Here is a 14,968-nt window from a genome sequence, read left to right as displayed (position 1 = left end):
ACACCATAGAAATTAATGCATAAAAAGCTTATCAGGTAAAATGTCGACTCCATTCCCTAAAGATCCGGATGGTATTGAACTTTTTATACCATCTAAATTAAATGCTTCGAATTTTTCACCACAGGCATTGCATCCACCAGATGAAGCAAGCACCAACTTTTTATCCTGGATGCAATATGCACTATAAAAAACATACTGCATCATACTTACTTTTTCACCATTTTTATTTACTCTTTCAATTACTCCGCCAAACTGAGCAAGGTCTATTTTTTTATTGTTAATAACTAAGGATTGCATAGTACACTCAGGATTACTAACCTCAACCTGTCCAGACTTTAAATTATTAACCCTACAATTTGATAAAATTTTATAATCAACACTTCCACATTTCGATGAAATTTCGAAATCACTCCCAGCATGAACCTGTGATACCATAAGGAAAGAAATCAAAGCTATTTTTTTCACAAGTCCACCTTGTAATTCTCAATGATGAAATCTAGCATTTCACGCTCAGTTGCATGTAAAGATGTATTACCTTTCTTTTCATCCTCAAGATATTTATTATACTCCAATATAGCATTATTCAATCGTTGAGTTGGTTGTCCATGAGGAGAACCGGGTAAGCTTGCCCATGTATTCTTACATAAATTTATACTTTCATTAATTTTCCCATCTAAAATGAGCTGCAATGAGTGATCTTCATAAATCAACTCAATACAGGCAAGATCCTGACTCTTAGGTGAAAAATCTGTTAGCTGCAGTTTAAGTTTTAGTGAACGCTAAATTCGATATAAGAACTGGTACGCTCCAGCCGCTGTTGAACTGATACCATTTGCAGTATGTAATTGATTAGGATGATCATCAAAACTCTCAAATGTAGCACCAGCAAACATAGTTCTATATCCTACATCAGCAGTTGTGCCCTCACCAACCCGAATCATTCGCATAAACGCTCTTAAACAAGCTATTTTTAAATTAACCGTAGAGGTATTTATAACTGCCAGAAACTCTACCGGATGAAAATGCCATACTGCTTCGTCCTTACTGAACTCCGGCACCTGACTCATCCACTCATGAGCATCCAGCCACTGCTGAACATAAGCTAAAGACTCCCCCGACACAGTGACAAGCACACCATTCCATTTCGGTACAGACTATGGGAATTTGAAATTATTATCCCTCACTGAACTATCTGAAACATCTTCAATACTACTACTTTTAACATCCTTACCACCAAAAGAATTAGAAACACAAGAATTCAAAACTAAAGAATTTCCGTTTTTCTTTACATCTAAAAATGCAACCGCATTTGGTTTTTCTTCAGGGACACCAAGAACATAATCATAATTCCCTCGACTAAATCCAAAATATGTAGTGTACGTCCATTGGTCAACCCATCTTTTTAGCTTTCTATCTTGACTAAAATTCACTCTTAACTCTTCCTTTCCATTCCTCTTAAAAGAATAATAAAGATAGCCTTTCTTCTCATTAACACAAAATGAAGCAGTTCGATGTGTATTACCTTTCAACGCACATGATGCGATCATTATCTCATCTAAGCCACATTCATCAGCATAACTATGAAGTGAATACATAAAAAAAAGAGCAAAGAAAACTATTTTCATAAAAAAACCTTCTCACATAATCTGTATGCATTTCTTCTCGCGGTAAGCCCCATACTGCCACCATTCACTATTATAGTCACATCAGCAACATCATCATAACCTCTTCCTTTATCTGCACTGTAGGGTTTTGCGCTAATCCAATACCAAAGTGCTGTGCGAATTGCATATGGCATTTCATTAACTACCTCAGGATGAGACACGGTATCTGGAACAGCATCTTGCCAATAATTAGGATATTCAGACATGAAATCATGATATTTTTCATATCCAGTAATCTGAATTAACCCACGACCTCTAAAGTTATAACCATCGTCAGGATGATCCTGTCTATTTCCATTCAGTCGTAAATAGTGCTTACGCCCAATCGCTTGTTCATCAGCGCTGCGAACTATCACTTTGGCTGCATTTTTTTCGTAACCATCTTTTATTGATTCATCCGGATGTTGTCGGTAGTACTGACTGAATGATCGTAATGCCTCTGGTGAGAATTGAAACCCTTCAGTTTTCCCTTTCATATCAGTACCAACTTCACCTTTAATTTGGGAGAAAAAATGTCTCAGTCTTGTAGGGGTATCCAGCTTATATAGCTTAAGCTTTCCGCGTAGTTCGTTCACAACAGTATTAATGTCTGAATCAGACGCTTGAGGGAAAATCGTTTTCAATTGTTCATATGTAACACCATCAGTACCAGTATTAAGAGTACTCAAAAACTCAACCGGATGAAAATGCCACACGGCTTCATCTTTGCTGAACTCCGGCACCTGACTCATCCACTCATGCGCATCCAGCCACTGCTGAACATAAGCTAAAGATTCGCCTGTCATTGTGGCAAGCACACCATTCCATTTCGGGTTAGTGCTTCCGCCATGCCATTCACTTTCGTGCTTTACCACCAGCCTGCGCAGGAAAAAATCAACATATGGGTTCCAGTGGTTCAGAGCGGCGGATATTGAACTGCGGTACCGGTTTATCGAACCTTGGGGAATATTCCCTTTCTCCAGATCATCCGCCATTCTGGTGTAATACGCCTGCAACTGCCCCGACTCCAGATCACGTCCGGCCCAGAGCTGGCTACCCAGCCAGCGGAACGCATCGATGACCCATTGCTGTTCCAGACTGCGGAGCTGATTTCTGACGGGCTCCTGCCCCACGGCTTTGAACTTCAGTTTCGCCAGGTCGTTCTGACTCACCGTATCCACATCATCCTTGCGTACCCAGGTACCGGGACGGATTTGCAGATACGCCACGCTGGCGCTGTCTGTCGCAGACGTGGCTGATTCGGCCGGGATGATATCTGCGGCATCCCCCTGATTCGTCAGCTCCACCGGCTCAAAGGCAGGGCTGCTGCCCTTTTCTTCGCACTGGTACAATTGCTTCCCTTCAGGAACCAGCAAAAACTGGCGCCCCGTATGCAGTTGCGCCGGGTTATTAAGAAACAGCGGCATCCTGCCATCGTTACTCAGCACCTCGATGTGCGAGAACCAGTCTGCTGTTACATTGCTGAACTCGTCCGGTACCTCTTCTTTCCCCAGAAATCCTATCGCATCACCGGCCTTAATGGCCGTCATCACCGAAGGACAGACCACGGTATCAAACTGCCCCTTCTTCAGCGCTACTGACATCCAGTCTGGCAGATAACCATACTGCTCGCTAAGCGGCTCCATAAAAGCCGGACGGGCGGAGGTCCAGAACTTATCCCCCACTGACGAGCCGTCTTTCAGTCTTTGCGCCAGGCCAAACACTTCCGCCTGCCCGTTGTGCAGCAGGAACGTTTCCTGCCGTTCAATCAGCACCTGCTCACCGCTGTGAAGACGGGCTTTATGAGAGACTTCGGGGGGCACGGTCTGCCCCGACACTTCACTGCCGCTGTACTGGCGCATGATAAGACCATTGCCCTTTGGGGTCACCTGATACACCGTCCATTTCGGGTAACAGGAGAGCGGCGCAAGGTGCATGTATAACGTGTAAAAGCACAGCCAGGTGGACGCGTCTGTTGCAGGTTTATGTACTGAGCGCACCAGCAAAAATGACGGTGAATACTGCAGCGGTTTGTCCCCAAGGTTACCCATAACGTAATCCTGGCATACGCGCCAGGCCACCAGTTCTCCGCTGGCAATACACTGCAGCGGTACCGCATCGTCACCGGTATCCGGCGTCAACACCGACCAGGGGGCAGTATTGCGGCTGATATGTATACCACCGTGCCACATGTCATTGGAGCCCGACAGCCAGCGCCCGTGTTTTTCCTGGCGCAGCAGAGTCAGTATTTCCTCCTGACTGTCAAAGTCTTTGCCGTTAGCCTGCCTTATCGGATAACGTGTTTCCATCGGAACGACCTTTTTATCTAATCAATGACTTTCAGCGAGAGATAAGCTTTCTCACATCAGGAAGGGGTTCTGGTGTCAGCGCAGGCGACAGACCCAGTAACGGAGCACGGTCAAGTACAGCCTGCTTCGCACAGTCATGAACCGGAGATTTCCAGGGCGTGTCACCGATAATGACGTTACCGCTACCGGAGGCAATCATGCCGCCACAGCCAATCGCATCACCGATACGTGCGGCGGGTTTCCCGTTAAAGCGCACCGTTGATGACCCCGCTGAAATAGACCGCGAATGCATACCATGCGGTGTGTTGGGGCACGGGCAACCATGGAGGGCCACCGCATCGCCCTGACGGACAGCCTGCACCCCGTTGATACGAATATCGGGACTTCCTTCAATAACTGGCGTATCCGGAAAACACGCGTGGCCTTGTCCGGTATCACCCAGTCGTGCAGCGCCTGGCATAAAGCCTCCTTAAGGGCGTAATGGTGCATCCGGCAGCGAAGGTGCCGCCGGTGATTCAGGTTCAACAGAGACCGGGGCTGTCCCGACGCCCGGGCTTCCCCCTTCATTCACTTTGACAAGATTGCCCTGCAGTGTAATGCCCGACTCATCTATCTTCATGAACCCTCCCGGACCTTTGACGGTGAAGGATTGGCCCGCTTCCAGTACGATATCCGTGGCTTTGAGGTAATGATTGTTATTCACCACCGTGCGCTGGTTAGCGCCAATGATGGCTTCTTCAGACCCGGTTAGCGTGGTCTGACGGCTGCCCTCAATGCGGGTAACCTCACCGCCACCGATAAAGCGCTTAAAGGACTGGGTAATACTCTGAATAAAATTGCGCCCGATGGACTGATGGTGATCCTGGTGGATCTGTTCGTAATCATCCTGCCCCACGGTACGATGGCTGTGCCTGTCTATACGTTCAAACTTATCCTGCACAACGCTCAGATGCTGATCGTTTCCCACGCTCTGCCGGTGGTTGTTATTGATGACGGTGTCATGGTCTTTCTGGGCATGAAGAAACACCTGCTCGCGCGTCGCGGCATCTTCAAAACTCAGTTCGTTAAACCCGGTTCCCTGATGCGTATCCGTGCGAATGACGGTACGGGTTTTATTGTGCGGCAGCACATAAGGCGCCAGATTGGTCGCATGGTACGTACGCCCGGTAACGATCGGCTGATCCGGATCCCCCTCCAGAAAGCTCACCACCACCTCATGGCCCACGCGCGGGAGTGCCACCATACCGTAGCGGCCCCCCGCCCAGCCCTGACTCACACGCACCCAGCAGGAACTCAGATCGTCGCTGTTGCCATAGCGGTCCCACGGGAACTTCACCTTCACACGCCCGTGTTCATCACAGTAGATTTCTTCCGTGGCCGGTCCCGTCACCGTCGCTATCTGTGGGCCGTCCACCATCGGACGTTCCGGCATCAGCGCGCGCCAGGCGGTCCCGCCTTTGATGACTTCAAACTTATTGGTAAAGGTCGTGGGTTTGTCACCCCCTTCCTCTTCCAGCGCCTGCGGTTGTTTTCCCTCATGCTTCACGGACACGACCTGCCACTGCGTGTTAAATGCCTCGTTCTGATGTTCTTCCAGCGTAAACCGCAGTCCTGGGCGCAGGTCCGCGCAGTTTGACAGGCCGTTACCGGTCACCGCATCGGCCCTCAGCGCATCCAGCCGGTACGCGCTGAAAGCTTTACCGCTTTCAGCCTGCTTGTAGCGCCCCGGATAGTCGTAGTGCTCGTACGGCTCACGCTGATGGGCCAGCTCGTTACTGATTTTTTTGTTCGACTGGTTGTAAGCAGGATTTTTGAAACTGTAGTCCCGGAGCTCCACCGTCGTGGTTCGCACCGCTTCGGCATAGCGGAACTGGCGGATATACGCCCCCAGCTCCAGTCCCTGATTCGCCAGACTGAAGAACACCGGGCTGTCTTTTTTCTCCAGCGCACCGATATGGTCGGCAAACACCACCCGGTGTTTTCCCTCATCAAACTCGTGCCAGAAGAACATCCCCTCTTCCGCTGCCAGACGGGTGATAAAGTCCAGATCGCTTTCCCGGTACTGCACGCAGTACTCGCGCGCGGCATGGTCCTGACGCAGCGAGAAGGCGTAGTCCAGAATGCCCGCTTCCTCCAGGAGTTCACCGATGATGTCCTGCGGCTTTTTCACCTGGAAAATCCGGCAGTTGGTACGCAGTCCGGTACGCCACAGCGCCGGTCGCACAATGGCCTCATAACGGGTGCGCCGGAATCCCGTATCACCCTGCGCAAAATAGCTCACGATCCCGCTGACCCGTCGTTGCAGTTCGCCGTCATACCAGACCATCAGCTCGCACGGCTGGTCCAGCACGTCGCCAAAATCAATCCCGGGCTGCGGGCTCGCCAGTTTCAGGCTCAGCTCAAACGGCGCATTCAGGGATTCCTTCAGCTCATACTCCACCACCGCAAACGTGCTGGCGGATAAATTCTCCATCCTGACTGTAAACTGCAGTCCCGTACCATTGACTAACCTATTAGCAGCACTTGTAATCTGAGCGCCGGGCATTCCATGCTGCGTTGAGGTGGAGGAGTTCGACGTACTGGTCGATGTGTTTAATTGTGGAGCAGGATTATTGACTGATGCCCCCATGACATTGTTGCTATTTGCAGAACCTACTGTCTCCCCCCTCCCTCCCGAACCCGAACCCGAACCCGAACCCGAACCAGGAGCAGGAGCAGGAGCAGGAGCAGGAGCAGGAGCAGGAGCAGGAGCAGGAGCAACATTGTTCTCTTTCTGTACGGGACTGTTATCTTTTTGCTGTGGGAGTATTTCAGTAAGCTTACTAATATCGTCCTTCGTCACTTCACCAATGAGAAAATATTCTTTTTCGTTTCCACTGGCAAAAGGGTTTTCAAAAGGCACTCTGTTTATCAATTCAGCCTTAAGGTTTTGTCCTTTGTATGCTGATGCGGTGTTAAAATTATCAACAATAGTCCCGGATATAAGACAGGACCTGGCCGATGAGGTTGCATGAGCTTTGCATAAAAAACTTAAAACATGAAAACTCTCAGCATCCTCTCCTGAAACCTTATTAACCCCCTGAGTTTTCCATTTATTTCTCTCATCTAAAAGCAACTTAGCTTTCCGCTCAGAAATTGAATGTTTTTTGGTATCACCCACAACTCGTGAGTAAACAATACAGTTGTTTGTTACATCGAGAGATACGTTATATTCTTCGCTTTGTTTTTTATCAACTGCATTTACTTTCAGCGTTATTTTTCGTGTCTTAGGCTCAATATATTCTTTATAACCATTAGCCTGAAAAATAATATTGTTATCCGGTTTTAACGTAACACCACCGTGTCCATCAAAATTGAATCTGGCTTTACAACGTTCTGGACGTTCTTTCCGGTAAAAAACTGAATTACTCATAAAGGAACCTTCTAATAATTAATCTCTCATAAACATAAGCCGCAATGAGCCCGGTAAGGGTGACCCGGTGTATGCTTTGTACTTGCCTCTGCTGTCGTTCAGAGCCCCGGAGTTTAACCACGAGCCTGATGACAGAAATTCCCCCACCGTCACTGTAAACTGCAGTCCCGTACAGTCCGCCATGTCATCTCCCCTCTTTCAGGGCAATGGCTACCGCACGCCCGGCTTTCACCGTTCGGGGTCAATGTCTCTCTCAGTGTTCAGGTCTGGCCGGTGCCACACCTCAGCACTGAATAACCCGGGCCGAAGCCCGGGCTGTATGACGGTTATGCGGCAACCGGCTTACGCCAGTCATCGCTGCCGGACGAGCCGGATTTGAGGTGATCCCAGGTAATCTTGCGGTACGCCAGTGAGACTTCAATGAGCTGGGTGAAGTCCGATTTTTCCGCATCCTGGCAATGCGGCATATGCAGGTTAATATCGACAATGGTCGCGTCTTCCAGGGTGGTCGCGAAGAAGTGCTCCTGCTTCCCTTCAACGGAGGTGCGGTACCAGTTGAGCTTCACTTCCGGCAGCATTTCACCGGAGGCCAGGGCGTTGTACATCAGCGGGACGGCCTTGTTCAGCGCGACGGTGAACTTCAACGGCTTATGCACGCGCTGACCTGACGGCTGACCAGACTGCGGATCGGTAGGCACGGTGACCACATGCTTCACTTCCTGTACCAGCATTTCGTCCTTGTGGCCTTCCACATAGATGTTACCGACAGATTCTGCGGTAAATGCGTTTTCAGTAATGTTGCCCTGGGTTTTCCCTTTGATGCTGATATAACACGGTGTTGGCATTGCTAACTTCTCCATTTAATTAAACGTGATGTGAACTTCCGCCAGACATATAGCAACTTCCATGCCATGTTTTTATCTTGTTGTTTTTAAATGATTTTGTGTTTTATGACTTCAGGTAAAAAACGGGGTCGCGCCAGATCTTGCGCAAAATCAAGCAAGAAGTTGCGCAAACCTCTCACTTTCACGGCGTTTATTGCGTAAAAAGTGTTTTATCCTGAAAGCTAAGCAAGAAGTTGCGCAGATTTTGTATTTGTTCTTTTTGCGATGTTTTTATGTTCGATTTTGCAAATATTTTTGTGACGCAAATCACACACGAAACTATTCCGTCGTGGCCCAGTGATTAAAAAACAACCACGCCACCATCATCCGAGGGGCACAACATCCAGTCAGCGAGCCACCTCGTTTTGATCCTGAGCAATACGCAGGCTCCACTCCCGGGCCAGCTTCTGTGCGGCTTTAATTTCATCGGGCTTCAGCAGGGCTTCCAGCACATTCAGTGCATCCACCGCGTCTTTAGCGTTTTCCGTAGCGGCCAGGGAGTACCAGGCATAGGCCTGAATTCGGTTGCGCGGTAGCCCCAGTCCGTCCTGGCTCATCATGCCTGCCCGGTACTGTGCCATCCGGTTTCCCGCCATCGCGCTGAGACGGTACTGCATAAAGGCCTGCGTATAATCGTGTGGTCCGCCGAGGCCAAGGCGCAGCATGTCGCCGTAGTGGTAGCGCCCTTCCGCATCGCCCCGTGCAGCCAGCTGCTGCCAGGCGCTTCTGGCGTGAGCCTCATCGCCCTGTTTTTCATACCACCCGGCAAGCGCATGCGCAGACTTAAGGTCGCCGCCTTTTGCCGACATCGTCAGCCAGTGAAGCCGCATCTCATCAGTGCTCTGGTACTGGCTGTAAAGGTACTGTGCGCGGGCATCGCCTTTATCGACAGCACGCTTAAGCCAGAGCATCCCTTCAGTCTGGTTTTGCGCCACGCCGTTACCGCTCAGGTAAGCCTGTGCCAGCCAGCGTTGCGCGGCCACATCCCCGCCCTGCGCCGCTTTCTGATACCACATCAGTATTTCCGTGCCTTCACTGTGTTCAGCCAGCCAGCGCTGTGCCTCCGGGTTACCCAGCGCGGCAGCCTGACGGTAATCACGGCGGGCGATATCCGGTGCCTTGTCCACACCGTTGCCGGTTTCATAACAGCGGGCCAGCAGGGCCAGCGCCGCGGGCTCTTCCTGCGCGGCCGCTTTTTGCAGCCATGACAGCGCCGTTTTTTCACCCTCAGGCTGTGTCTGGTACCAGCGGGCAAGCATTAGTTGTGCCTCAGCGTTACCCTGCTGTGCTGCCTTCTCAAACTGACTGATGCAGTCCGCAACAGGCGATGTGCCATGTTCTGCCTGGCAATGTCCGGCAAGATTCATACTGGCCTGTGCATCACCAAGCGACGACGCCCGTGTCCACCACTGACGGGCAAGCGGTTCGTTGCGCGGCTCCCCCAGCCCGGAGTAATACCCGTCCCCGGCCTGACGCGCCGCATCCGCACGGGTTGAACGTGACGCATCCGAGGCCGCTGACTGGCTGGCCACCTGTTTCATCAGCGCCAGCGCCCGTCCGTATTCGCCGCGAGCCGACAGCTTTCCGGCCAGCACGTACTGCGCCTGTGCATCCCCGGCCTGCGCTTTCTGCTCCAGCGCGGCTTCCGGCAGCGTTGACAGCGGCGCGCTGCAGGCGCTCAGACCACCGGCAACGACCACCACCATCAGGCGTAATGACAGATAAAATCGCGGCATCATCACAAGTCCCGCGGTGCCGGCTGCAGCTGATACAGCCGCACGCTGTACGATTTGAGCGTCGCCTGCAGGGCATCCAGTTCAGCCTGACTGACTGTCTGATTTGCACGCTGCAGGGCTTCCAGCCGGTTCAGTCGCACGCTAAAGGGCGTGTCGCGGTCCATGTCCTTGCGGAGGTCATAAAGCGAGGATTTGAGATAAGAGATAGTGACCGTTTTGTGCAGGCGTTCCAGGCTCTGCAGCTCTGTCAACAGCGCATCCACCCGCACGGTGGCATCCGGCCAGCCGGAGACCGACGGCGTCACCCCACGTTGTGAACTCAGCATCTGCTGCCACTGGCTGTCCATCGCACTGACCGCCAGCGACTGCGGGTACAGCATCCGCAGAGAACGTCGCAGCCCGTCGGCATACTGATACGCCCACAGCGGTGAGAGCTGCTGCACATGCGCCATCTGCGCTTGATAATCCCGGCTTATTTGTGGCTCCATGTCACGCAGAGCCTGTTCCCCCAGCGCCAGACGCACATCGCTCAGCCGGGCGGCATCGGGGGCCACAGGCCAGGTCAGCGCATTCGCTTCCAGCATCGCCGTGGCATCGTGTTGCCGGGAAGACTGCAGCGTGCTCCAGTAACCCCAGCCGGCCACCATCAGTACCGGCAGCAGGCAGCTCACCATTCCGCTGGCAAACCAGAACCATGACGGGCGCGGGGGCTTGTTTTGTTTTATTTTCAGCACCGTTGGTTTCAGAGTCCCTTTTTCCCGGCCCACAATGATACTGCCGGTCGGTAGCTGTGCCAGATCCGGACTCACACTTCCGTCCGCGTCGTCAGACCGGAAATACACAACCGGCGGCACCTGCATCTCTTTTTTCATTACGTCCTGCTCCTGTGACACAATCACAATTTCTGATTCATCAAACAGGCGGGTATACCCTTCAATAAAGTGCAGCAGGTTCTCAATTCGCGGCACCCGGAACAGCCCCGCATGATGCAGTTTCTCACTGATGAGCTGGAGTGACCGTTCACAGCGGTAAATCAGACGCTTATCGTCATGACCAACCGGGTACTGACGTAACACGTCGCTGACGCGTGCAATAAACCAGTCGAGCATTTCCACACGCGCCCGGGACTGATGGGCCAGCGGCCAGACGTTGTCCCACTGGGTCACAATCAGCGTGCTCAGAAACTCACAGCCTTCGGTAAAACCGCTCAGTCCATGCAGACGAGCGCGGGCCAGCGTAAAGTAGAGGGCGGTCTGAAGATCCACGCCCTGCTTTTCAAAAATAGCCTGCGCCATCTCGTGCACCAGTGCCCAGTCCACTTCTGGTCGCGTCACATGGCTGAGTTTATTGATTTCATTACGCAGTCTTTCATATTCCGGCAACACGCGGGGATCGCGCCCCACACTCAGCACCTGCTGTGGATCATGCATCCGGTTCTTCCCGTTTTCTGAGGGGCAGCGGGCCCCGTTAATAAAGTGTGTCCGGTAAACTGAACTGGCTGAACAGCCCTGCGGCAAACGGACTGTGGTCAGCGTCGCTGTAGACCCGCCAGGTCATGGCGCCATCATCCACACCAAAGCGCACATCAAACGAACCCCGACTGACCTGCATCCGGTTGCCGGCATCCAGCAGGCGGAACATCGCCCACGGACCGGTAAAGCCCAGGCTTCGCGGTGAGCGGGCACCATCATCCGGTATCAGCGTCAGTTTGCTCTCAGAGCCGTCACGCAGGGCGTTCGGCCAGACCAGTGGCACTTTCTGGCGCCGACCGTGGCTGTACTCCACCAGTTGGCCGTCAAGGTTCAGCACACTGCGGCGTTTACTGGCAGTCAGTTCAACCGGTTCAACCACAAAGTGCACTTCCGGCTGCCCCTGAGCATTAAACAGGGCCTCCCGGATCCGCTGAGCCTGGTCAAGCTGGTTCACCAGCGCCTGCAGGTTGCCGTTACCGGCATCCTGTTTCAGCACGCCGCTGTCCAGCAGCGGTTTGAGGCTGGACTGATAAAAACCATCGAGCGTGCCGCCGGGTGCAAAGAAACGGGTCACTTCAGACAGTGACGCATCCTGCGAAGAGGTCGGGTTGAAGGGATAGCGGTCAGCCAGGGTGTCGTTAAACGGCGTCAGCACCTGCTCAGTCCACGCCTGGTTCAGGGATGACATGGCCAGCGACGTCGTCACATCGGCGACCTGTGTCGCGATCTGACCGACCCAGCGATCCAGTGGGGCCGGCAGCCCCCGCGCATACTGTTGCAGGCTGAAAGCCGGATCCTTATAGGGATCGCTCTGGCGCAGCTGCAGGGCCTTAAAGGCAGCAGCACCCGGATCGCCTGCACTGTTTATCTGCTCCAGCCACTGTGCCAGGCCGACGAGTTTCTGGTTTACGCCCTGGATAAGTGGCGCATTATCGCCACGATTTTTCAGGGTATCGTCCAGTTGGGTAAACGGACGCGCTATCCGTTGAAGGGTATCTCGCTGTTGTGCAGCCCCTTTTCCGGTCAGTGGACGAACGGCGGTGTTATCGCTCAGCAGGGAGACAATATGCTGGAAAGGCTGCTCATCGCCGGTAAGGGTATTCAGTACCGACAGCGCCTCTTCTGGCGAATCAAACGGCTGAATATCCAGCGCGGATAACAGTTTTTGCCAGTGACCGGTATAGTCGCTGATATAGCGATCGCTTACCTGGCGCTGAATTTCACTGCGATCGGCGTCACTCAGCTGAACCTGTTCATGTTGCCCCAGCACCCACGCATCCAGCCCGGTCAAATCAAACAACGTGTTATTCTGGCCCCGGAAAAAATCGCTGTAGCCGGACCAGGTGAACAGACGCGGCACCGTGCCGGCATGCGCATCTCGCAGCACAAACACGCTGTCAAAACTTTGCCCTGTTTCATCCTGTACCCGCAGATCCGGCGGCAGCGTCGCGGTGGCCCGCACCATAAGCCCCTGATACACCCGCTGATATAACGGCAGACGGCTCAGCTCCTGCTGCGCGTCAGCGACAGGTTGTGCAAAAGGCTTCCAGGCGGCAATCGCGTCAGGATCCTGTTGTCCCCGCGCGTGGTGCCAGTCGGTATGCCTGAGGGCATAATCCAGATGCTGCATCAGCTGTTGCTGGATTTGCCCCTGTTCAGGAAACGCCTTTTGCCAGCGCCCTGCCATAGTCTGCTCGACCAGGGGAATACTGCGCCCCGAGGCATCTTCCGTCATACGCATCACGCGCAGCACCGACATTTTTTCTTCACTGGCAGGGGGGGCCTGCTGCAGGTCCTGTGCCAGCCCCGCAAGAACAGCCGGCAGAAACTGCTGCTGCAATAACGCGAGGTAGGACGTTTCCACATAAGGACCGATACGGCCCCCCTGATACAGCCCCATATCCGCCAGCGGAGTGTTTTTACGTCGGTAATCGCCAAACGAGAGAGTGGCCTCCCGGATAAGATTCAGTCGTGGCAGCAAATCAGCGCCAAAAGCCTGTTGTCCGGCACTTTCACGCGCGTTGATAAACTGTCGGGCAGACAGCAGAACCTGATGTCCCGCGTCGCGGTTCGTCTGGTAATAATGGTACCAGCCCAGACTGAAAAGAGACGCCGTCAGCACCATGAGGCCGGTGCCGATGGACATCCGGCGACGACGATACAGCTGATGTAAACGGCTTTCGCCGGCAAGATGCGCCTGGGGGAACACTACATCGGTAAACAGCTGGCGTACAAACCAGACGCTGGACTCGCCCCGTGCGGCCGAATACGCCGCTTCCGTCAGACGATAACGCCGGGCCGTTGCCCGGAAGAAACCATCAAAAGGCACCCCCTGCTGGTACACCGAGCTCAGGTAAATCCCCCGTACCGGGAAACCGGCCATTTCGTCCCCAGCCAGCACATCTGACAGCATTGTCTGCAGGAACGATTTTAGTCCCGCAAGCTGGCGTATAAACAAAAACGCATCTGCCGGAGGCGTCTGCGCCGGGGGCTCCAGCATTGTGGCACTGAGCGCCGCGTTGAGCTGGCTAAGCCAGAGATCCCAGAATGTATCAAGCTCGCCGGACCATGCGTTTGTCCCCACCGTGTCAGGGCTGAAGCTCACGCCAAGCAGCGACTGTCGGGTCTGCGCATCCAGCTGGCGGAAAAAATCTCCTGCGCCATGCAGCATATCGATATGCGTGAGGACCACATAGACTGGCAGACGCGTATGCAGCTCATCGGCAATGTCCATCAGACGGGTACGCAGCACCTGGGCTCTGGCGTGACGGGCGGATGTCCCCATCCTCGCCAGTTCACTGAGATCAAGCGTCAGGATCAGACCATTAAGCGGCTGGCGTCGGCGGTGCGCTTTCAGCCAGGTCAGCAAATGTCGCCACAGGTGGGCATTCTGCTCATTCTGGTCTTCCGTCCCCCGTCCCGCCTGGAGTAAGAGATCACCGTCTGGATCGATAATGACCGCCCCGTCTCCGAGCCAGCAATCCACCTTCTGTCCGTCCTGCAGGGAGCGCAACGCATTGTGCAGGCGGGCGTTGAGTTTATTCGGCGGGCAGGCGCGGTGCAGCAGGCTGCTTTTGCCGCTGTCCGGAAGACCGAGCATCATGTACCAGGGTTTACCGTACACGGAATCCTGACCAGGCAGTGCCTTCAGAGCCTGTGTCCAGCCGTCCAGGAACCGTTGCTGGCCGTCAACCAACGTCTGCAGCGGATCTTTTTGCCTGCTCTCCTGTAATCGTTGCGCCTGCCGGGCGCTGCGCATATGGCGCCATACCCGCCACAGCATGACAATGCAGGCCAGCCACAGCCATCCCAGCGTAAACAATCCCCTTGACCAGAGAGAAGCGAAGGGTTTCACCTCATGAAAAGTAAAAAGAGGTCCTGCCCACCAGACGGCCACCAGGATGATGACCCAGAGCACCACCGCAAACAGCCGCCAGGAGAAGGAGACTTTCTGCAGCCCCTGGCGCAAAAAACCGATAATGTTATTCAGCATAATTTCTCTTATACCCAGT

General features: G+C 53.3%; 11 protein-coding genes and 1 pseudogene. 1 reads left to right on the top strand and 11 read right to left on the bottom strand.

Features of this window, described 5'->3' with window-relative positions:
- Window positions 1–12: 12 nt before the first annotated feature.
- From C3708_RS04585 to C3708_RS04565, 7 genes and pseudogenes are all read right to left on the bottom strand, one after another.
- Window positions 13–465, bottom strand: coding sequence for a hypothetical protein (locus tag C3708_RS04585; RefSeq protein WP_103950327.1), 453 nt, complete (start codon window positions 463–465; stop codon window positions 13–15).
- Window positions 462–689 (bottom strand): hypothetical protein, encoded by a 228-nt coding sequence (locus C3708_RS23755; RefSeq protein ID WP_199184145.1) that lies wholly within the window; start codon window positions 687–689, stop codon window positions 462–464. Before C3708_RS23755 ends, C3708_RS04585 begins: the two co-directional genes overlap by 4 nt.
- 90 nt (window positions 690–779) lie before the next feature.
- Window positions 780–1,133 carry a hypothetical protein gene (locus tag C3708_RS23750; protein ID WP_199184149.1) on the bottom strand — a complete coding sequence of 118 codons (354 nt, stop codon included), beginning with the start codon at window positions 1,131–1,133 and terminating at the stop codon, window positions 780–782.
- A 21-nt stretch (window positions 1,134–1,154) separates the two neighbouring features.
- Window positions 1,155–1,625: a hypothetical protein gene (locus C3708_RS23545; protein WP_133159903.1), complete on the bottom strand. Its 471-nt coding sequence runs from the start codon at window positions 1,623–1,625 to the stop codon at window positions 1,155–1,157.
- Window positions 1,622–3,952: a hypothetical protein gene (locus C3708_RS04575; RefSeq protein ID WP_103950326.1), complete on the bottom strand. Its 2,331-nt coding sequence runs from the start codon at window positions 3,950–3,952 to the stop codon at window positions 1,622–1,624. The genes C3708_RS23545 and C3708_RS04575 overlap by 4 nt, the downstream gene beginning before the upstream one ends.
- A gap of 70 nt (window positions 3,953–4,022) precedes the next feature.
- Window positions 4,023–4,412: pseudogene (locus C3708_RS04570) on the bottom strand (PAAR domain-containing protein); the annotation flags it as partial.
- Between the two features lie 9 nt (window positions 4,413–4,421).
- Window positions 4,422–6,497 (bottom strand): type VI secretion system tip protein VgrG, encoded by a 2,076-nt coding sequence (locus tag C3708_RS04565; protein WP_103950324.1) that lies wholly within the window; start codon window positions 6,495–6,497, stop codon window positions 4,422–4,424.
- Window positions 6,498–6,513: 16 nt separating this feature from the next.
- On the opposite strand from C3708_RS04565, the gene C3708_RS23680 reads away from it, so the two are divergent.
- Window positions 6,514–6,966: a hypothetical protein gene (locus C3708_RS23680; RefSeq protein ID WP_158251353.1), complete on the top strand. Its 453-nt coding sequence runs from the start codon at window positions 6,514–6,516 to the stop codon at window positions 6,964–6,966.
- Between the two features lie 724 nt (window positions 6,967–7,690).
- Here C3708_RS23680 and C3708_RS04560 read toward each other — a convergent pair.
- The 4 genes from C3708_RS04560 to tssM form a co-directional block, all read right to left on the bottom strand.
- Window positions 7,691–8,209 (bottom strand): Hcp family type VI secretion system effector, encoded by a 519-nt coding sequence (locus C3708_RS04560; protein WP_046897939.1) that lies wholly within the window; start codon window positions 8,207–8,209, stop codon window positions 7,691–7,693.
- 386 nt (window positions 8,210–8,595) lie between these two features.
- Window positions 8,596–9,987, bottom strand: coding sequence for a tetratricopeptide repeat protein (locus C3708_RS04555; protein ID WP_103948927.1), 1,392 nt, complete (start codon window positions 9,985–9,987; stop codon window positions 8,596–8,598).
- Entirely contained in the window at window positions 9,987–11,414 is a 1,428-nt protein-coding gene (locus C3708_RS04550) for a VasL domain-containing protein (protein WP_103948926.1), read from the bottom strand. Before C3708_RS04550 ends, C3708_RS04555 begins: the two co-directional genes overlap by 1 nt.
- Before the next feature lie 37 nt (window positions 11,415–11,451).
- The gene (tssM, locus tag C3708_RS04545) at window positions 11,452–14,949 is read right to left on the bottom strand and encodes a type VI secretion system membrane subunit TssM (protein ID WP_103948925.1); all 3,498 of its coding nucleotides are present in this window, start codon (window positions 14,947–14,949) and stop codon (window positions 11,452–11,454) included.
- Between the last annotated feature and the right edge of the window lie 19 nt (window positions 14,950–14,968).

This window comes from Lelliottia sp. 7254-16 (assembly GCF_002922995.1).
GTDB lineage: Bacteria > Pseudomonadota > Gammaproteobacteria > Enterobacterales > Enterobacteriaceae > Enterobacter > Enterobacter jeotgali.
Note: the sequence above shows the minus strand (reverse complement) of the source record. Positions and strands in the feature narration are given on the sequence as shown.

Bases quoted from the DNA above. Each gene is read 5' to 3' on its own strand.
- C3708_RS23545 (WP_133159903.1), bottom strand. From the start codon at position 1,625: ATGAAAATAGTTTTCTTTGCTCTTTTTTTTATGTATTCACTTCATAGT.
- C3708_RS04575 (WP_103950326.1), bottom strand. From the start codon at position 3,952: ATGGAAACACGTTATCCGATAAGGCAGGCTAACGGCAAAGACTTTGAC.
- C3708_RS04565 (WP_103950324.1), bottom strand. From the start codon at position 6,497: ATGCCCGGCGCTCAGATTACAAGTGCTGCTAATAGGTTAGTCAATGGT.
- C3708_RS04560 (WP_046897939.1), bottom strand. From the start codon at position 8,209: ATGCCAACACCGTGTTATATCAGCATCAAAGGGAAAACCCAGGGCAAC.
- C3708_RS04555 (WP_103948927.1), bottom strand. From the start codon at position 9,987: ATGATGCCGCGATTTTATCTGTCATTACGCCTGATGGTGGTGGTCGTT.
- C3708_RS04550 (WP_103948926.1), bottom strand. From the start codon at position 11,414: ATGCATGATCCACAGCAGGTGCTGAGTGTGGGGCGCGATCCCCGCGTG.
- tssM (WP_103948925.1), bottom strand. From the start codon at position 14,949: ATGCTGAATAACATTATCGGTTTTTTGCGCCAGGGGCTGCAGAAAGTC.